This is a genomic window from Vitiosangium sp. GDMCC 1.1324, assembly GCF_003044305.1.
Lineage (GTDB): Bacteria > Myxococcota > Myxococcia > Myxococcales > Myxococcaceae > Archangium.
The window spans coordinates 216,889-236,335 of the sequence record NZ_PZOX01000001.1 but is presented as its reverse complement, the minus strand read 5'-3'; the positions used below and the strand labels follow the sequence as shown (position 1 = coordinate 236,335).

At 68.2% G+C, this 19,447-nt stretch carries 16 protein-coding genes; 1 reads left to right on the top strand and 15 read right to left on the bottom strand.

The window, feature by feature from the left end:
* Window positions 1–232: 232 nt before the first annotated feature.
* A complete protein-coding gene (locus DAT35_RS00855) occupies window positions 233–1,450 on the top strand; it encodes a sensor histidine kinase (RefSeq protein WP_108064952.1) in 1,218 nt (405 codons plus the stop codon).
* Window positions 1,451–1,471: 21 nt separating this feature from the next.
* Here DAT35_RS00855 and DAT35_RS00850 read toward each other — a convergent pair whose 3' ends face one another.
* From DAT35_RS00850 to DAT35_RS00780, 15 genes are all read right to left on the bottom strand, one after another.
* Window positions 1,472–2,821, bottom strand: a complete 1,350-nt coding sequence (locus DAT35_RS00850; protein WP_108064951.1) for a hypothetical protein — start codon at window positions 2,819–2,821, stop codon at window positions 1,472–1,474.
* Window positions 2,822–2,939: 118 nt separating this feature from the next.
* On the bottom strand, window positions 2,940–4,880 hold the full coding sequence (locus DAT35_RS00845) for a hypothetical protein (protein WP_108064950.1): 1,941 nt from the start codon (window positions 4,878–4,880) through the stop codon (window positions 2,940–2,942).
* 4 nt (window positions 4,881–4,884) lie between these two features.
* Window positions 4,885–5,844 carry a FecR domain-containing protein gene (locus DAT35_RS00840; protein WP_108064949.1) on the bottom strand — a complete coding sequence of 320 codons (960 nt, stop codon included), beginning with the start codon at window positions 5,842–5,844 and terminating at the stop codon, window positions 4,885–4,887.
* 81 nt (window positions 5,845–5,925) lie between these two features.
* Window positions 5,926–7,773, bottom strand: coding sequence for an ATP-binding protein (locus tag DAT35_RS00835; RefSeq protein WP_108064948.1), 1,848 nt, complete (start codon window positions 7,771–7,773; stop codon window positions 5,926–5,928).
* 151 nt (window positions 7,774–7,924) lie between these two features.
* Window positions 7,925–8,521, bottom strand: coding sequence for a hypothetical protein (locus tag DAT35_RS00830; protein WP_158501497.1), 597 nt, complete (start codon window positions 8,519–8,521; stop codon window positions 7,925–7,927).
* A gap of 89 nt (window positions 8,522–8,610) precedes the next feature.
* The gene (locus tag DAT35_RS00825) at window positions 8,611–9,270 is read right to left on the bottom strand and encodes a hypothetical protein (RefSeq protein ID WP_108064946.1); all 660 of its coding nucleotides are present in this window, start codon (window positions 9,268–9,270) and stop codon (window positions 8,611–8,613) included.
* A 33-nt stretch (window positions 9,271–9,303) separates the two neighbouring features.
* Entirely contained in the window at window positions 9,304–9,975 is a 672-nt protein-coding gene (locus DAT35_RS00820; protein ID WP_108064945.1) for a hypothetical protein, read from the bottom strand.
* A gap of 29 nt (window positions 9,976–10,004) precedes the next feature.
* Complete coding sequence (locus DAT35_RS00815) at window positions 10,005–10,670, bottom strand: hypothetical protein (RefSeq protein WP_108064944.1); 666 nt, start codon at window positions 10,668–10,670, stop codon at window positions 10,005–10,007.
* A gap of 29 nt (window positions 10,671–10,699) precedes the next feature.
* Complete coding sequence (locus DAT35_RS00810; RefSeq protein WP_146209529.1) at window positions 10,700–11,356, bottom strand: hypothetical protein; 657 nt, start codon at window positions 11,354–11,356, stop codon at window positions 10,700–10,702.
* Between the two features lie 32 nt (window positions 11,357–11,388).
* Window positions 11,389–12,060, bottom strand: coding sequence for a hypothetical protein (locus DAT35_RS00805; protein WP_108064942.1), 672 nt, complete (start codon window positions 12,058–12,060; stop codon window positions 11,389–11,391).
* A gap of 13 nt (window positions 12,061–12,073) precedes the next feature.
* Window positions 12,074–13,684, bottom strand: coding sequence for a hypothetical protein (locus DAT35_RS00800; RefSeq protein ID WP_108064941.1), 1,611 nt, complete (start codon window positions 13,682–13,684; stop codon window positions 12,074–12,076).
* Between the two features lie 405 nt (window positions 13,685–14,089).
* On the bottom strand, window positions 14,090–15,028 hold the full coding sequence (locus DAT35_RS00795) for a DUF2381 family protein (RefSeq protein WP_108064940.1): 939 nt from the start codon (window positions 15,026–15,028) through the stop codon (window positions 14,090–14,092).
* Between the two features lie 94 nt (window positions 15,029–15,122).
* Window positions 15,123–17,372 (bottom strand): serine/threonine-protein kinase, encoded by a 2,250-nt coding sequence (locus DAT35_RS00790; RefSeq protein WP_146209528.1) that lies wholly within the window; start codon window positions 17,370–17,372, stop codon window positions 15,123–15,125.
* A gap of 102 nt (window positions 17,373–17,474) precedes the next feature.
* The gene (locus DAT35_RS00785) at window positions 17,475–18,476 is read right to left on the bottom strand and encodes a hypothetical protein (RefSeq protein ID WP_108064938.1); all 1,002 of its coding nucleotides are present in this window, start codon (window positions 18,474–18,476) and stop codon (window positions 17,475–17,477) included.
* A 29-nt stretch (window positions 18,477–18,505) separates the two neighbouring features.
* Window positions 18,506–19,198, bottom strand: coding sequence for a hypothetical protein (locus DAT35_RS00780; RefSeq protein WP_199242764.1), 693 nt, complete (start codon window positions 19,196–19,198; stop codon window positions 18,506–18,508).
* Window positions 19,199–19,447: the final 249 nt, after the last annotated feature.

The following is a 19,447-nucleotide window of genomic DNA, read 5'->3' as shown; positions in this document are numbered from 1 at the left end:
CGCTTCGGGCCAGCAGTTGCCCTCGGAGGCATTCTCCCATCCACCCGTCAACACATCCGGCATTCCAGAGAATGCCCTGAAGAAGGGATTGAGCCTGCTCCCTTGCATCCCCAATGGGGCGACCTCAGTTTCCCCCACCCTCTGAGAAGGCGCTCCGAGGGTGGGGCAATGGCGCCCCACACCCGGGGAGGAGCGCAGACACAGGGGGCGACTGCAGCCGGAGGTCACGCGGATGAGAACGAGTGAGAGCCCCGCTCCCGAGTCCGTGCTGGTCGTGGATGACGAGCCGTCCCTGCGCACCATCCTGTCCTTCATCGTCCAGCGCACGGGGGCCATCCCCGTCCTGGCACCAGACGCCGCCGCCGCGCGCCAGCTCGCCGCGAAGCACACCTTCGCCTGCGCGCTCATCGACAAGAACCTGCCGGGCGAGAGCGGCCTGGACTTCCTCAAGTGGCTGCGCTCGGTGCAGCCCGGGTGCAACGCCCTCATCGTCACGGCCTACGGCAACGTGGACAGCGCCGTCGAGGCCCTGCGCCTGGGTGCCTTCGACTACCTGCTCAAGCCCTTCGAGGTGGACACGCTCGAGCACCGCCTCAAGCTGGCCCTGGAGCAGTACCGTCTGCGCCAGGAGCGCGAGCGCATGCAGGCCATGCTCGTGCAGGCGGACCGGATGGCCTCGCTGGGCCTGCTCGCCGCCGGCGTGGTGCACGAGGTGAACACGCCCCTGGCCTACATCCTCTCCAACCTGGACTGGCTCGACGAGGAGCTGCCGTCCCTGCGCAAGGGACTCGAGCACCAGCCGCGCCAGGGCCCGGAGCTGGCCTCGCTCGCCGAGCGCCTGGCGTCGGTGGAGTCCACCCTGCGCGACATCCGCGAGGGCGCCGAGCGCGTGCGCCACATCGCTCGGGACGTGAAGGCCTTCGCCAGAGACCCTGGCGACGCGAGCATGCTGGTGGACTTGCGCCAGGTGCTCGAGGCGGCGCTGAAGATGGCGCTGGTGCACATCCGCTACCGGGCCCGCGTGGTGCGCGACTACCAGGAGGTGCCGCTGGTGCTGGCCAACGAGCCCCGCCTGGCCCAGGTCTTCCTCAACCTGGTGGTCAACGCGGCCCAGGCCATCCCCGATGATGGGGGCGACCATGAGATCCGCGTCCGGCTGTGGACGGGCCCCAATGGCGAGGCCTGCGCCGAGGTGGGTGACACGGGCATGGGCATCCCCGCCGAGCACATGCCACTGCTCTTCGAGCCCTTCTTCACCACCAAGCCCGCGGGCGAGGGCACGGGGCTGGGCCTCTTCATCTGCAAGTCCATCCTCGACGCGTTCGACGGCACCATCTCCGTGGACAGCCGCCTGGGCGAGGGCACCACGTTCCGCCTCACCCTGCCCCCGCACGTGCAGGCCTCCCGCGTCACGAGGCCCGTGGAGCCGGTGAGCGCCGCCGCCCCGTGAAGGCCACTCGACGGCGCGGAGTCAGGGCCCTTCCCCGGTGGGCGCCGAGACCGTGACGGAGCGCACGGCGCGATTCCGGATGTTCACCGAGGAGGAGTTCACGCGCGGGGCCCTCACCAGGATTCCCTTCGTCTTCTCCACCCCACGAGCCCCCGTGCTGAAGACAAACGAGCCGTCGCTCGTTCCCACGAGGCGTATGCGGAACACCGTCCGCCCCTTTCCGGGGATGTCCACGCTCGCCGGCTCCGGGTCGGAGACGCGAAACATCTGCGCTGTTCCCGAGAAGCCCGCCGCCTCGGGCATCACCCCGAGCACGGGAGTGTCTCCCAGGTTGCGCACCTCCAGTTCGACATCGAACGGCTGCCCTACGTCGACGTTCGAGGGCACATGGGAGAAGCGCGCCACCAGCACATCTTGCGCCTGCACGGTGACCTCTTCCGAGTGGGCTTCACGCGCGGTCACCTCGACACCGCTGTGGCCATCGCGGCCCACCGCGCCCACCCGGAAGGACAGCGTGCCCACGGTGCCGGCGGTGTACGTCCACTCGAAATCGCGGCTCTCTCCGGCGGGGATGTCCGTACTCGCCGGCACCGGCCCGGACAGGGGCACCACCGGGCGCCCCGACACCACCGGCACTCCGGGCACCACCTCCAGCACCGCGCTCTCCCCCGGATTCGTCACGTGCAGGCTGGCCTTCAGCGGATACCCCTCGGGCACCACGCGCGGCGAGACGGTGAGCGCGGTGGTGAGCACGGCTCGCTCCCGTATCTGGAGCGGCCCGGCTTCCACACCGGGCGTCTGGAACTCCAGTCCGATCGTCGACTCGCTTCCCCGGGTATCCAGCGTGAAGCGCAGGTCTCCTGCCGAGGCAGCGCCGAGCTCCCATGCGAAGGACGCGCTCGCGCCCGGGGCGATGTCCGCGGGCACCGGCTCCGTGATGACCTCCACCTGGCCATCGCCCGACCGGTGCAACACCGGAGTGACGGCGAGCGCCGCCGTACCGCCCGTGTTCTCCACCGTCAGCAGCAGCCGCGTCCGCTCCGCCACCGACACCTTGTCCCGCTCCAGCAGGGCCCGAGCGCTCAGCGACGCGAGCGTCCGAGCCGAGGCGTAATACGCCCGAAGCAGCTCCGCGCGCCGCCCCAGGGGCCCCACCACCGCCAGCGTGTGCCAGCCGGGCGCGAGCCCCTCGGGAATCCGGGCCCGCAGCGTGTGCGAATCCTCCAGGGTCACGTCCTCGAGGGCCACATCATCGAGGAAGGCCGCGAAGCGTGTGTCCACCGTCACCGGCTCCGCACCGCCGATGTGCTGGGTGGGGAGCGCCAGGAAGTTCTCCCCTTCGATGACCACGGAAACCGGCTCCGTGTTCATCCCCCAGCCCGGCACCAGTTGCTGAGGACGCGGGTCGAGCTCGTTGCCCGCCTCCTGAGTACACGCGGTCCCAAGGACCCAAAGCGCGAGCCACACGAACAACCAAAGGAAGCCACGATCAGAAGAGCGCAAGGCGATACCCCAGGTGAAGACCGCCGCCCCGCAACACACCGCGCAGCACGCGCAGGGACGGCTCGTCGAACCAACAGAACCGCGTTTCGAGAAAGGGCTGCCCGGGTCCGAGCCGCAGGCCCACCCCCAGAAACGCCTGCGCCCCGAGCACCCACGCGCCCTCCTCCAGCACACGCCCGTCGCCCAGCGGCACGCGGCCACGCACCCGGGCCAATGAGGGACCCGCCCCCACCCAGCCCTGGAGCCCCTGCTCTCGCAGGGTCCGCAGCCCCACCGCCACGGAGGTCTCGAACATCTCGTTGCGCCCCGTGAAGCCGGGCACCGCCTCGCCGCCCGTGAGTGAGAACCGCAGATAGCCGGTGTCGAGCAGCAACCCCAGGGCCAGCAATGAGCGCAGCGGCCACACCTCCAGCCGGAGCCCCACGGACGGCGCCAGCACCCGCGCGAAGTTCGTCACCAGACCCGCGCGTGGAGACACCAGCAGCACGGGCCTGCGGTGCAACAGCGGGAGCGTTCCCCTCCCACGCACCTTCCCCACGCGCACCTCCAGCTCGGAGAGGTGGTCCACGCGCGCCTCCGGCGGCACGTACCGCAACTCGTACTGACCGGGTTCCTTGGGGAGGAGCGTGCCCGACAGCCCCCCCGCGAGCGTGGCCTCGGGCCCGGGCTCCCGCACCGGGTTGCCGAAACGATCCTCCACGGAGATGCGCCAGGCCGCCTCCGACTGGCCATCCGCCACGAACACCCCATGCAGCGGCTCCACCCGCACCCGCGCGGGCTCGGAGGCATGAAGCACCAGGGTCCTCGAGCCCACGGGCGCGGAGACCCCTTCCGCGAGCACCCGCAACTCCAGCCGCTCCCGTCCACCGAAGCGGGGGGAGAGCTCGAGCACCCCCGCGTACTCTCCCGGTTTCCGCTCGGTGAGCATCTGCGCGCCCGTGACATCGGACTCGAGCCGCAGTCCAGCATGAGCCGGATTGCCGAGGGCATCCCGGACGGCGACCTTCACCGCCACCCGGACCTCCTCCGAGGCCACGAGCGCCTCGCGATCCACCCGCATCTCGAAGCGCTGGGCCGGGCCGGGCACCGCCTCCAGCCGCACGCCGACCGATCTCCGCCGCTCCCCAGCCACCGAGCCCTTCAGCTCCAGGCGTCCCACCGGTCCCGGAGGCACGGTCCACCGCAGGAGGAGGACTCCCTTCTCCAGCAGGGCGGGCGCGCTCACGGTGCCACGCGACACGGAGAAGGAGAAGGCGTCCGGACGTGGAGGCTCGCCCTCGGGCTTCAACGTGTAGAGGCGGATGTCCACCGTCTCCTCGCGATCGGCCCGCACCTCGCGGCGTCCGACGACGGCGTGGAGCAATGGCGCCGGTGGCACTCCGAGATCGATGCGCTTGCGCCCGAAGAAGGCCTCGTGCAGGCCGGGCGGCACCTCCACGGGGATGCTCGCGAGCCCCGCCGCATCCGCCTGGACCGGCCCGAAGGTCCGCTCCCCCACCTGAAGCGTGACGGGGGCTCCGGGCAGGGTGCGCACCTCGGCCTGGCCCTGGCCCCAGAGCGGAAGCACCGACCAGGACTCGAAACCTCCCCGGGGGCCCCGCGCCAGCGCCACGAGGATGACCTCCAGGGGAAGGCTCTGCCGCGGAGGCACGTAGGTGGCACGGAAGACGCCTGGCGCCACCCGGGTCAGCGGCCCCACTTCACCCCGGCTCGCGAGCAGCTCGACGCCGGTGGCCTCGGAGTCCAACTCGAGGCGCACCTCCGCCTCGCGATCCGAGCCGAGCAGCACGTGCTCGGGGATGCACCGGATGCGGATGCCACCGCCCGTGGAGACGGGAGCAGCATCCGCTCCTGCCGCTCGAGCGGGCCACCCACCCGCCAGCAGCCCCACGAGCAGCAACAGCCAGGACACCGGGTGCGAGCACATGGTGTCAGGGCGCCTCCTCCCAGCGGAACTTCACCGACTCCACACGGGGAGCCCTGGCTCTCGCGCGGGGGCGGCACGCCAACAGGGTCTCCCGGATCTCACCTCCAGGCTCCCGTGCCACCACCTTCACCTGGGAGAGCCCCTCGCGGCGCGGAACGTCCGCATGGAAGGAGCCGTCATGCGAGACCACCGTGGGCTCCCCTTCCACGAACACCTCCGTTCCCACGCGCACCTTCCCGGACAGGGAGAGGCAGAGCGACTCCGATGCGCTGGCCTTCGCCGCGACCTTCAACAGCACCTCCAGCGGAATGGGCTCGGCGGCGAGCGGCTTCGCTCCATCGAACACCACCGACTGCTGCCCGGCGCCGACCTGCACGGTGACTCCCGCGGAGGACAGGTTCACCGACCCGCCCCGCGTGGCCACGGCCACCATGGCTCCACCGCGGAGCATGGAGAAGCGCGCCTCCCGCGTCTCGGCCACCGTGCCGCTCTCGCTGCGCACGCGCAGCACCCGGTCCTTCCGCCCGCGGTAGTCCACGTCGATGCGGCCGCGCTCGAGCAGGAGCGTGTGGACGGCGCGCGTCACCTCCCCCACCCGCACCGCGGAGCGCTCGGGGATGGACAACCGCGAGGCCTCGTCCCCCACCCTCAAGTCCACCCGGGCACCGGGGCCGGTGCGGACGGAGTCGTCGGGGGCGAGCGCATCTCCCACGCGCAGCGCCGTCCACGTCTCGCCATGCGTCCACTCCACCGAGCCCACCACCTCGACGACCGTGGCGCGCACCTCCGGCACCACGGCCGGGATGGGCCGAGACCCCGCGAGCGTGGACATGGCGGCCGTCATGCGCGGCGGAGCGGCGGCCTCGAAGCGCTCGAAGGCGACCCACCCGCCCAGGGCGAGCAGGAACACCAGGCCCAACCCGAGCACCAGGGTCCGGCCAAATGCATCCCGTGAGGACGTCACGACCAGACGCCTCCACGCCCCTTCACGTCTCGCGCGACCTGTGCTGTCCGCATGGCGTGCTCCTTCCTTCCACCGGGTTCCTCAAGAGAGATGTGCCTCCCCGCCCGCCGCGGGAAGGATGACGGTGATGGTGGTGCCCTGCCCCTCGGCGCTCTCCACCCGGATGCGGCCGTGGTGGGCCTCGACGATGCGGTGCGCCACCGACAGCCCCAACCCCACCCGCCCGGGCTCGTCCTTCGTGGTGAAGAACGGATCGAAGATGCGCTCGCGCAAGGGCTCGGGGATGCCCCTGCCGGTGTCCTTCACCGACAGGCACACCGCGTCCCCCTCCACCGCCGCCAGCCCCACCGAGAGCGTGCCCCCCGTGGGCATCGCGGTCAGCGCGTTCTGCAACAGGCTCGTGACGACCTTCTGGAGCTGGTCCGCATGCCCCAGCACCCGCGGCACCGACTCGCCCAGTTCGCAGCACAGCGTGACACCGCGCGAGGGGAGCTCGTCGCGCAATTCGTGGAGCGCCGCGCGCACCGGCTGAAGCGGATCCAACGGGCGGCCCGCCCCCACGCGCTCCTGCTCCGCCATCTGACGCAGCTCCTTGATGATGCGCGCCATGCGGCGGGCCTGCTCGAGCGCCATCGCCAGACTCTGGCCCAGGCTCGACATCGCGGGCACGTCCTCGCTGGCCAGCGACAACAGTCCGAGGATGCCGGTGAGCGGGTTGTTGAGCTCGTGGGCGATGCCGGCGCTGAGTGAGCCGAGCGCCGCCAGCCGCCGGGTGCGAGCGATCTGATCCTGCGCCTCGCGCAGCTGCCGGGTGCGCTCGTCCACGCGCTGCTGAAGCTCCTCGCTCCAGCGCCGCAGCTCGGCCTCGCGCCGTTGCAGCTCTCCGGCCATGTGATTGAAGGAACGGGCGAGCCGTCCGAGCTCGTCACGGCCCTCCTCGGAGATGCGCTGGTCGTAGCGGCCCTCGGCGAGCGCGGCCACGCCCTCGGAGAGACGAGCCACGGGCTGGCTCACGCCCCGGGCGAGCACGAACCCGAGGACGCCGGTGGCCGCCAGCGCCACCAGGGCCCAGAAGAACGTCGAGCGCCGGACGTGCTCGGCCGGAGCGAAGGCCACGTTCGCCCTGCGCCCCACCACCGCGCCCCAGCCGAGGTCCGGCACGGGAGCGAAGGCGGCGAGGTACTCGGTGCCGTCCGAGCCCCGCACGGTGCGCACCAGGGACTCGCCGAGAGAGAGCCCCTCGGACACCAGGGTGCGCTCCTCGTCGCTCAGCGCGCCCTGCCCGAGCGAGGAGGCCACCGGTGAGCCCTGGGCGTCCACGATGAAGGCCAGACCGCCCTCGAGGGCCAGCTCCTCCACACGGTGACCCAGCTCGGCGAGCGACAGCTCCGCCAGGAGGAGACGGGAGGAACGCTCTCCCGCGCGCACCGCGAGCGCCACGCGGCCCCCGGAGGACTCGGACGTGCGGTACGGAGGGCCGATGGCCGCACCGGAGGACAAGGCGGCCTGTACGGGAGCCTGGCGCGAGAAGAGGGCCAGCGAGTCCTCGGTGACGCGCTGCCGGTTGCCACCGCCCTCGGGGGTGAACACGGCCGGAGCGATGGCGTGCCCCTGGGCGTCCACCAGCACGAGCAGGTTGAGGGTACCGAGCTGACGCAGGGGAATGCTGAGGACCTGGGAGGCATCCTGGGGGCCGAGACGCTCGAGCGGGAGGTACTCAGCGGCGAGGCGGAGGTTGTCCACGCCCATGAGGACGAGCTGGCGGCAGGAGCGCGCGAGGTCCGTGGCGGCTTGCGTCTGGAGACCACCCACGAGACGGAGGAGCGCATCCCGGTTGGCGCGGAAGGACAGCCCGCCGAGCACCAACACGGGCACGACGCCCACCAGGGCCAGCACGAGCATCAATCGCGAGGCGAAGCGCACGGGCACGACCGTTCCCCTGTCCAACAGACCCAGAGGATTGCAGCACAGTTGGCCAACACAGATGCGAGGGTGCGGCGGCGTGACGTCGCGCCGTGAACGTGCGCGAGGGTCCGGAGTTGGGAGGCAGACGAATCAAACCCACCGTGGATCCAGACACTCACATGTGGGTGCCCATCACCTTGGCCGCCCAGCGGCGTGTTTCATTGTCCACATTCTTCATCAACGAGTCGAAGCGCCCCGCGCGCATCAACTCCACGAGTCGCTCATCCCGCGCGAGGATTTCGGTCGCATCCCAAGGGAAACGGATATCTATTCCACCGACCTCCTTGTGGGGCGAGTGTGAGACCTTGGCTTCCAGGTAGCGCGCCCAGGTATCGAAGAACCGGTCCACGTTCGAGGCAATGGGCATGACCTTGGGCGCGAGCTCATAGGTATCCACCATCACCACGGGCTGCCGACCATGCGCATCCGCGAGACCGGGCACGGCGGCGTAAGCGTAGACGTCACCAGCAAAAACAATCACAGGCTCCCCCAGGTCCTTCCACCATTCCTCCCGCCACCACCTGGCTTTTTCCTCCACCCCATGCGCTTCGTCGTTGGACTGGGTGAGAACCAATCCAATCACCTTGGTAGCGAAAACCGCATGTCCCAGGCGCGCATAGACGCTCGCCAGCACCGGGTCGAAGGGAACGCCCTCCAATAAGCTCCCAGCCTTCAACGGCTCACGGGCGGGAGGCGAGGTCTTCAGGCCCAAGCTCAACCGCTGACATACCTCCATCAGCTGCTCCAACCCTGGCAGGGAAATGGACTCCATCGTTCCACCTCCATCGTGGAGTCAGGCACTCACACCTGGGTCCCCATCACTTTGGCGGCCCATCGGCGCGTCTCGTCGTCCACATTCTTCATCAACGAGTCGAAGCGCCCCGCGCGCATCAACTCCACCAACCGCTCGTCCCGCGCAAGGATTTCGGTCGCGTCCCAGGGAAACATGAGTCCCTTCTCACCCGACTCCAAGTAGCGCGAGTCAGCAACCAGGACTTCCAGATAGCGCGAGTAACTGTCGAACAGCCGGTCAACGTTCGAGGCCACGGGCCTCACGTAAAGCTCATCGAACTCATAGGTATTCACCTCCACCACGGGTTGCCTTCCCCACCCATCCGCGAGACGAGGCACGGTGGCATAGGTATAGACGTAGCCGCCGAAGACTATCACGGGCTCACCAAGCCTCTCCCAATAGTGCTCCCGCCACCATTTGTTATCCTCCTCCAGCCTGTGCACCTGCTCATCGGAGCGGGTGATCCCCCAACCCCTCACCTTCTTGGCGAAGGCAGCGTATCCCAGGCGGGCGTAAACACTCGCAAGGATCGGATCTAATGGGGCGCCCTCCAACAAGCTCCCAGCCATCAACGGCTCATGGGCGGGCGGTGAGGTCTCCAGCCCCAAATTCAACCGCTGGCACACCTCGATCAGTCGCTCCAATCCAGGCAGGACCATGGATTCCACTGCTCCTCCTCATCTTCGACAGGATGCAGGCACTCACACCGGAACGCCCGCCACCTTCGCGAACCACTGGCGCGTCGCCTTGCTTTCCTTCGTGTTTTTCATCAACGATTCGAAGCGTCCAGCGCGCAGCAACTCCACCAACCGCTCATCCCGTGCGAGAATCTCGGTTGCGTGCCAGGGAAAGATGAGATCCGTTTCTCCCGCCTCCTGGTAACGCGGGTCTGCGACCAGGGCTTCCAGGTAACGCGAGTAGCTGTCGAAGAACCTATCCACGTTCGAGGCAATGGGCATGACCTTGGGCTCGTACTCGTAGGTGTTCACCTCCACCACGGGCTGCCTTCCCCACCCATCCGCGAGACCAGGTACTGTGGCGTAGGTGTAGGCCATTCCCATCTCCCCCCCGAAAACAATCACGGGCTCCCCCAGTTGCTCCCAGTGATTCTCTCGCCACCATTTGTTGTTCTCTTCCAGCCTGTGTACCCGATCATCGGATCGGGTGAGAATCCATCCCATCACCTCCGTGGCGAAAGCCGCGTGCCCCAGGCGCGCATAGATGCTCGCCAGTACCGGGTCGAAGGGAACGCCCGCCAGCAAACATCCAGCCCTCAGCGGCTCACGCGCGGGCGGTGAGGTCTTCATGCCCAGATTCAACCGCTGACATACGTCCAACAACCGCTCCAACCCGGGCAGAGCCATGGACTCCATCGTTCCTCCTCTATCGTGGAGTCAGGCACTCACACCTGGGTGCCCATCACCTTGGCGGCCCAACGACGCGTCTCGTCGTCCACATGCATCATCAACGAGTCGAAGCGCCCCGCGCGCATCAACTCCACCAACCGCTCGTCCCGCGCGAGGATTTCGGTCGCATCCCAGGGAAAGAGGAGATCCGTTTCTCCTGCCGTCTGGTAACGCGGGTCTGCGACCAGGGCTTCCAGGTAGCGCGAGTAACTGTCGAAGAATCTGTCCACGCTCGAGGCGATGGGCATGACCTTGGGCTCGTACTCGTAGGTATCCACGCGCACCACGGGCTGCCTTCCCCATCCGTCCGCAAAGCCGGGTACGGTGGCATAGGTGTAGGCCATTCCCATATCGCCGCCGAAAACAATCACAGGCTCCCCCAATTCTTTCCACCACTTCTCCCGCCACCGCTTATTCATTTTTTCCAGGTCGTGCGCCTCATCGTTGGATTGGGAGAGCACCCAACACATCACCTCCGTGGCGAAAGCTGCGTGTCCCAGGCGCGCATAGACACTCGCCAGTACCGGATCAAAGGGAATCCCCTCCAGCAAGCTCCCAGCTCTCAACGGCTCACGAGCGGGCGGTGAAGTCTCCAACCCCAGGTCCAACCGCTGGCATACTTCCGACAGCCGCTCCAACCCGGGCAGTTCCATGGACTCCATCGTTCCTCCTCCATTGCGGGGCCAGGCACTCACACCTGGTTCCCCATCACCTTGGCGGCCCAGCGGCGCGTCTCGTCATCCATGTTCTTCATCAAAGAGTCGAAGCGCCCCGCGCGCATCAACTCCACCAACCGCTCGTCCCGCGCGAGGATTTCAGTCGCATGCCAAGGAAAGAAGAGCTTTGTTTCTCTCGACTCCTGGTAGCGAGGGTCTTCAATCAGGGTCTCCAGGTAATGCGAATAGCTGTCGAAGAATCTGTCCACAGTCGAGGCCACGGGCATGACGTGGGCATCAGGCTCGTAGGTGTCCACGCGTACCACGGGCTGCCTTCCCCATACGTCCGCGAGTTCAGGCACAGTGGCATAGGTATAGATATCGCCACCGAAAACAATTACCGGCGCCCCCAGCTCCTTCCACCATTCCTCCCGCCACCGTTTGTTGGTTTCCTCCAGCCTGTGTACTTGGTCGTCGGAGCGGGTGAGCCCCCATCTCATCACCTCCGTGGCGAAAGCCGCATGTCCCAGGCGGGTGTAGACACTCGTCAGGATCGGATCGAATGGAAGGCCCACCAACGAACTCCCAGCCTTCAACGGCTCACGGGCGGACGGTGAGGTCTCCATCCCCAAGTTCAACCGCTGGCACACCTCGATCAGTCGCTCCAATCCGGGCAAGGCCATGGATTCCACTGTTCCTCCTCATCTTCGAGAGAAACAGGCACTCACACCGGAACGCCCGCCACCTTCGCGAACCACTGGCGCGTCGCCTTGCTTTCCCTCGTGTTTTTCATCAACGACTCGAAGCGCCCAGCGCGCATCAGTTCCACTAGCCGCTCATCCCGTGCGAGAATCCCAGTTGCGTGCCAGGGAAAGATGAGATCCGTTTCTCCCGACTCTTGGTAACGCGGGTCTGCGACCAGGGCTTCCAGATAACGCGAGTAGCTGTCGAAGAAACGGTCTACGTTCGAGGCAATGGGCATGACCTTGAGCTCGTCCTCATAGGTGTTCACCTCCACTACAGGCTGCCTTCCCCACGCATCTGCGAGGCCGGGTACGGTGGCATAGGTGTAGGCCAGCCCCTTCTCACCACCGAAAACAATCACAGACTCCCCCAGTTGCGCCTCATAGTTCTCCCGCCACCACTCGTTATCCTTCTCTAGCCCATGCACCTCATCATCGTAGCGAGTAAGAACCCACCCCATCACCTTGGTGGCGAAAGCCGCGTGCCCCAGGCGCGCATAGACGCTCGCCAGTACCGGGTCGAAGGGAACGCCCGCCAGCAAACTTCCAGCCCTCAACGGCTCACGCGCAGGCGGTGAGGTCTTCAGGCCCAGAGTCAACCGCTGACATACTTCCATCAGCCGCTCCAGTCCGGGCAAAGCCATGGACTCCATCTTTTCTCCTTGTCTACTCAAGGCCAGGGAATCGGATCTTCAACTCACGAAGCGCGGCCTCTCTGGCTTGTTCGGCGGTCTTCAACAATCCTGGTGGCTCATCGACGCGGTGGTACCAGGGCTCGAACTGCCTATCAATGATTTCGGCTGCTCGCCTCACTTCATCCGCTGTAGGGTTGGGCCGGGCCTTTCGAAACCTCCCCCACAAGACGTTGATTTCTTTATGAATATAGTTCTGCAACACCGCCAGATTCTCTGCGGCATTGATGTTTTCATCCGGGAAGAGATGAGCGTATTGGAGCGGCCTCCGATGATGGAGGGGAAGCATGCGACCCTGCTCATCCAAGATTTTAGCGAACTGCGGATATAGCTCCACGTAATACGCGCGAGCTTCCTTTCGAAGAGTTCGCTTCAGATCATCATCCAACGGCTCCTGAATAGCTTCTTCGAGCCGGACGAAGAGTCCTCGCAGTGCTTTTCGCTCGCTCCGACTCAGGGCCTGCTCGCCTTCCAGCGCCACCTTCTGCCAGAGCTGTTCAAAGGCAGCCCTCTCCTCCGTGGACAGGCGCTTGAGCGAGGTGCGCAACCACCCAGCCACCACCTCGGGGTCTCTCCCCAGCGCCCTCGTCACCCACTCCAGCCCCTCCGTCGCGAAGAAGCCCAGGCCCTTGGCGATGATTCCCATCGCGCACCACACGGCCAGTTCCTCCACGCCCCGCTGCGCCAGCCACGCCGAGCCCTCCACCACGTTCTCCCGCCAGCGCAGCAGGATGGCCTCGTGCATGGACAGGTACCAACTTGGCCCGGGCACATACGGCGGGCGCACGACCTGCACGGACTCCACCCGGCCCCGTGCCCCCTCCTCTCCCAGCCGGTGCTCAGCCCGCAACACCAGATGCACCGTGCGCGGGCCCAGCCCCTCGGTGAAGGGCAGCAGCGATTGGACCAGGTGCCCCGCCACCTCGGACGACAGCCGCCGTGGGCTGCCTCCCGGCCCCTCGCGCGTGCGCCGCACCTCCTTCAACTCCCAGCCACCGAGCCGGCCGTCCTCCAGCCGTACCTCGAGCTCCACCTGCGCCGCGCCACCGGCTGGCACCTGCACGGCGCGCGTCCACTTCCCGGCCGCCTCCTGAAAGGCGAGGAAGGTGTCAGCCGGGGTGCCTTGCGTGCGCACCGCGAGTGTCCTGGCTTCGGGAGGACGGGTTGCTGGGCGCGTGGCGTCGTAGTCCACCGCCCACTGTGACTCCTCTCGCCTCAGCCTCAGCACCACCTCGCCCGTCCGCCGCCCTACGTACTCAGTGAAGACGTGGCGCAGCACCCGCGCCAGCTTCTCCGCTTCCACCGGCCTCCCCGCGCGCTCGCCACGCCTTTCTTCCTGGTAGCCCACCGGCGTCAGCGCGCCGTCCTCCACCCAGAAGGTGAAGGCCAGCACCGTCCCCACCTCCTCCACTCCGCTGCACTGGCCCACCAGCCGGGCCGCGGCCCTGTCCGCTTCAGCCTCCCTCGCCGCCTCGTCCGCATCCGGCCCGCGCCCCTCTCTCCGCGCCGCCAGTACCAGGGCCTCCGCCCTCGCCTCCTCCACCCGCCTCTCCCGCTCCCTGACTCCCTCCTCGAAGCGGATCATCGCGTTCGGCCCCCGAGCCGGAACGAGAGACCCTCCAGCACTGTCTCCACTGCCGGGAGTAAGGAGTTCTGGCGGTGGCTCATGGAAGCGCTGAGGCTTCAGGGGCCGATATGGGTAGCTCCCGAGCGGGCGACCCCCCAAGGGTGCTCCCGTGGCACAGCCCACCTGGAACACGAGCGCCACCAGGGCCAGCACGGTCCACGCAGCGTGTTGCCGCACACCCGCCACTCGCGGGCCAACGAGACAGGTGAACATGATGCACCTCCCTAGAAGCCGCGTGGGCGGGAAGCCCCAGTCGGGGATTACACGGAAGTACGAATACGCCCGTCAAGCCACCGTCGGCAGCTGACCGGGGGATGCAACGCATTGACCGCTGTCCTTGGACGTCAATCTCGCTCGGCAACGCTACGGAAACGTGACGTTTCCGAGAATGACAGTGCGCTTGTGCTCCGCGTCCCAGAGCGTGAGGGTGTACGTGCCACGGGCCTCCGTCGCCGAGGCCAACACCTCCACCACCACGCGTCCTTGCCGCTTGGTTATGACTCCCGGCTCGCTCGGGAGGATGGGCTCCGGTTGCCAGAGGGGAAGCGGCTTCAACACCTCGCCCTTGGGGCCCCGCAGCACCGCACCTCCCGCCGTCCAGGGCACCGCTCCGGGATTCAGCAGCCACACCTCCACCGCGACGCGGCCCTCCGCGCGGCAGCTACGAACATCCTCCGGGCTGAGCGCATTTCCCTCCGGCTGGATGAACCTGTCCGTCAGGTCCTTGCACGCAATGCCCTGCTTCCCCAACAACCCCGAGGCGAACACCCCCCGCAGCCCCTCTGGCGCGCCGAGCTCGGCGCGCAACTGCCGCACCTCCTCACGCAGTTGTTGAGCCTCGGCCCGCGCTTCCCTCTCCGCCTGCTGGTAGGACGCCACCGGACGGGGTTGGCGGAACACCTCCACCTGCTGCATGCCGAGCCCCGGGTGCCCCACCAGCAGGAAGCTGGCACAGGCGGGGGCCGCGCCGTCCACGAAGCACACCTCCACCGTGAATCGCTCCCCGGCCACCATGTTTTTGGGGGACACCAGCGTGAGCGTCGTCCGCCCCACGGCCACATCCTCGAAGCGCTCCCGCTCCTGAATCCTCACGGACTCCGGAAGCAGCAGCGAGTCGAAGCGGAACGTGGTGGACATGCGAGGACTTCCACACACCACCGGCTGCCTCGCGGGGGGCTCGGCCGTCAGCTCGAGGCGGGGGCTCGCCGTCTCACACTCGTCCGGGCGGGATGGCTCAGGGGCTTTGGGTGGAGTGGCGAGGAGGGCCAGCGCGAGCAGACCCACGGGGGATGCGAGGGGCACGGGAAGTCAACCTCCAAGGCAATGCAGGGAGTGGCAACCAGAAACGTTGGCCTCTACCACACCTGGCCGCCCCGTGCCGCCAGCCGCCGTGCCCTTACTCGAAGTGGTCCACCACTTTGCCTCTCTGATTGGAGATGACCACGGCGGAGTCGGCGGGGCCACCGGTGTCCTCCCGCTGGACGCCCCGCTCGTAGCTATCTCTCGGCGCGAGCTCGATGCAAACCGGGTACGTCTTCCCGGCGGGTGTCCGGGCCTGGGTGAAGCGGCCGTAGATGCGCTCCGCCCCGAGGTAGAGCCGCCCGGAGAGCTCGGTCCCCCCGTAGAGCTTCCCGAAGTTCATGAGCAGTTCCACCTGGGTGGATTCCCGCACGGTAACGGGCCTGGCGCCACCTTCCTTGGGGAAACTGACAAAGCCCTCCTCGCCGATGCGGAGGCCCAGCTCCTCCGTCATGGTCTTCACGGCGCCGGGAGGACAATCGGAGGGCCTGGGAGGGGGGCGCACCACCTGGGGCGTACCAGGGCAACCCGTGAGCAGAATGGTGCAGATGCCGACCACGCACGTCTCCTGAACGGTGGGCACGCAGCCCGGTGCCTTGCGCTGTGGCCTTGGGGTGAGCTTCTCTTCGGGCTTCAAGCGGGCGTCTTCCTTGCGAAGCATGGTGGCGAACACGGGCGCGGGGGTGGGGCCCGTGAAGGGCACCGCGCCCCTTCCAGCTTCGGACGACTCCCACGGCGCCGCCACTTCGCCGCCGAGGGAGGCATGCAGCGTCGGCTGACCCTCCAACCACCCGGGAAGTAGCGGTGCCTCTGGTGCTGTGGGCGCCGAGGTGGGTGCCACCACGGAAGCAGGGCGGTCCTGCACGGCCCATGGGCGGGCCAGCAGCAGCGCTCCCAGCAACACCCCGGCGAGCGCCACGGCCACCGCGCGAACCAGAGGTACCCCCACGCCAGAGCGCAGGCGCGAGAGCACACGGCGGACAACTCCCGGCACGGGAGCCGCCGGCTCGGGTGGTGCCGCCTCAACCCCATGCACAGGGGCCGCTGGCTCGGGTGGTGCGGCCTCAACCCCATGCACAGGGGCCGCTGGCTCGGGTGGTGCGGCCTCTGCCTCATGTACGGGGGCCGCCGGTCGGGCGGCGACTGCCGCGGCTCCGGCAGCGGGCTCGACTCCCGGCTGGAGCGGACGCGGCGCCAGCAGCCATGCCTCCAGGGACTCCGCCATTGCCTCGAAGTCATCGGCCTGCTCCGCCTCCTCCACGGGCGCCACGACGGCGGGAGGGCCCTCGATCAGGGACAGCAACCCGCGCCGGGCCTTGCGCACCCGCCCGCGCCGGGACTGCCCTGCCTTCCACATCTGCATGAAGCGCTCCTTGGCGTCCCGGTCCACCACCATCCCGGGAATCTCCTCCGTCGTCCGCCTCTCTGGCGCGTCCGGGTCCAGCATCGGCGCGTCCCAGAACGCCTCCTCCCCGGCCCCGGCCAGCGATTCCTCCAGCGCCACGGCCACCGCCTCCATGTCCGCGTAGCGCGCCCTGGGCTCCTTCTCCAGCATGCGCATGCACACCCCGCTCAGTTCCACCGGCACGCTCGGGTTGCGCTCGTGCGGCATCTCTGGTGTCCGGGTGAGGATGTCCTTCACCATGGTGGGGTTGGTGCCGCGCTCGCCAAAGGGCAGCACGTCCGTCAACAGCCAGTACGTGGTGACGCCGAAGGCCCACACCTCGTCGGCCACGCCCGGCCGGTAGCGCACCTGCTCCTCGAAGTGCTCCTGGAGGAAACGGTAGGCCTCCGGGCTGGCGAATTCCGGTGTCCCCGGGGGCAGCCCGCTCATCCCCGGCGCCGTGGTGCGGCCCTTCAGGTGGCCCACCCCAAAGTCCACCCACACCGGCTCTCCGTCCACCGCCCTCACCAACAGGTTCTCCGGTTTCACGTCCCGGTGATGGACACCCTGGCGGTGCACCACCCCGAGCGCTCGCGCCGCCTTCAGCAGGAGGGTGGCAGCCTGACGTGCCGAGGGGTTGTGCTCCAGGGCGTGCGCCTCCAGCGTCAGTCCCTCCACGAATTCCATGACGATGTAGAAGAAGCCCTGCTCCGGGTCCGGCCACCGCCCATACCCCAGGACACGCACCACGTTGGGGTGCTGGAGGTGACGCAGGATGTCGAGCTCGAGCTCGCCCCAGGGACTCCGCCCTGGACGTGAGGGGAAGACCTTGAGGACGAAGAATCGTCCGGCGCACTCCACCTTGTAGACGTGGCTCTGGCCCCCCCGGCCCAGCGGGGCCACCACGCGGTACTGGCCCACCGTGTCCCCGGGTACGGGCAGTCTGAAGAGCAGCGGTCTCACGCGCAGGTCAACCTCCGGAGTCCGGAGGCTAACATGACTCGACAGATCCTCCTCTACCCCCGGCACGTTGGCGGCGAGGCACTGCGCGATGCCCGGCCCGTCTCAGTAGACGATGAGCGGGTGCGGCGCGTAGTAGCCCACGATGGTGAGCACCGGCAGCTTGGGGGCTGCCTCGTCCTCTTCCTCGTCACCACCCGAGGTGGTGCGCAACCCATCGAAGCGCGCGAGCACCACGAAGTCACTGCCTGGCGCGAAGAACGGATCCGCCTTCGGCAGACGCCCGAGCGCCTCGCGGCCGGTCTCGTCCGTGACGTTGTCGAAGCGCCGCACCGTGAGCGAGCTCTGCTCGCGCTCGCTGGTGCCAATCTGCCCGCCCAGGTTGGCGCGGCCCAGCAGCCCCGCGTCCCCGTTCACCGCGCCGGAGTGCACGGACGCCGTGTCCTTGCGCGTCGAGTAGCCCACCGGCTGATCGCTCTCCACCGAGCCCAGCGCCTGCTCGACGAGCCACACCGTGGGCCTGTCGCCCTCGCTGCGCACGTCGGCCACCTGGGCGCGCAGCAGCAGGTAGCGGCCCTTGTAGATGTCGGGCTGCGCGATGGCGGCCGACAGCCCGAAGATGGGCACCTTGCGCTCGTGCAGCAGCTTCAGTTCGCCGTCCACGCTGCCACCGCGCTTGGCCACCACCTGGGCGATGACCTGCGCCGCGTCTGGCCGGACCCGCAGCTCCTCGGCCCACGCGTCGCTCAGCAGCGCGTCGAGCAGCGTGAAGTGCATCTGCTCCACACAGGACTTCAGCGCCGCCCAGCCCTCGTCCCGGGACGAGAGCAGCCGCTTCCGGGCCGCCACCTCGCACTGCGCCGGCGTCGCGTAGCGGGCGCCAAAGTCCTTCTCCACCGGCCGCGCCCGCTCGGCGGGAGCGGTCTCGGCCGTGGCCACGGGAGCCGGGCGCTCCTCCTGCAACAGGCGCCGGGAGGACCCCCGCGCCTCCACCGTATGCGTGTGCCTCGCCGAGCCACACCCCACCGTGGCCACCGCGGCCAGCGCGCAGCACAGGGCCGCACCCGAGCGCGCGGCCACCTTCGTCATCTTCTGGAAGGCAGACATGAGTCCTCGCTCCATTGCGCCGGTTGCCATTACAGGGACCCCGTGGCATGGGCCGACGACTGCCGGACGCGCCGGGCCGGCCTCGAGTCCCCGGACGTGGTCTGGTTCGCCGGTATCATCAATTCACAGGACGCGCCGCACTGGCTGGCCAGGCACGCGAGCGCCGTCGCGCTCAACTCCTGGTGGGACACGTTCTCGTGGCAGCGCTCACCCGCGGCCGGGCATCCGCGCTTCTCCGCGCACTGGCAGCACGCCGAGGCCACCGCCGCCATCATGGCGGTGTCCTGCAGCACCGAGGACAACTGGCGGTAGCAGGCCCGGGCGGCCGGCGCGAAGCGGCCCTTCGCGTCGATGATGGGCACCTTCCCGTCCAGGCCACACGCGTCATCCGCGGCCTCGCTGTACTTGCGCTCGCACTGCGCCACGAGGTTCTTGTCCGCGGCGACTCCCGAGGGCGGCTTCGCGGCCTCCAGGCACAGCGTATGTCCAATCTCCTTGAGCGAGCGGATGTTGCTCGCCGACTGGGCCTTCACATCCGTGGAGGAGGAGACCTCGGCCTCGAAGACACATTCGCGGCCCGCTCTCAGCGTCTCCACGGTGCAGGCCCAGGCCGTGGGCGACTCATCCGCATGGGGAGGAGCACCCAGTGCATCGGGCGACAGGGGCGTACCGGCGGCGTCCGGAGCCGAACAAAGAAGGGCCAGAAGAACGGCGGTAATCATGGTGCCCCCAGAGTAGGACCAACGCGTCTCATACTCAAACAGGCCCGGGGTGGCAGGCAACCATGACGTCGTCTCATGCACGATGGCCATCACTGACTAGCTTTCAGTGGTCGTGCCGAGGCACCCGAGCGGGGGTCACGGGGCTCCCAGGTCCCCGTGCCGAGCCAGGATGGAACGCGCTCTGGAGGGGGGGGAGAGCCATGGTGTCTTCCGTTGGGAAACGGGTCGTCACGCGACTCTTGCTCACAT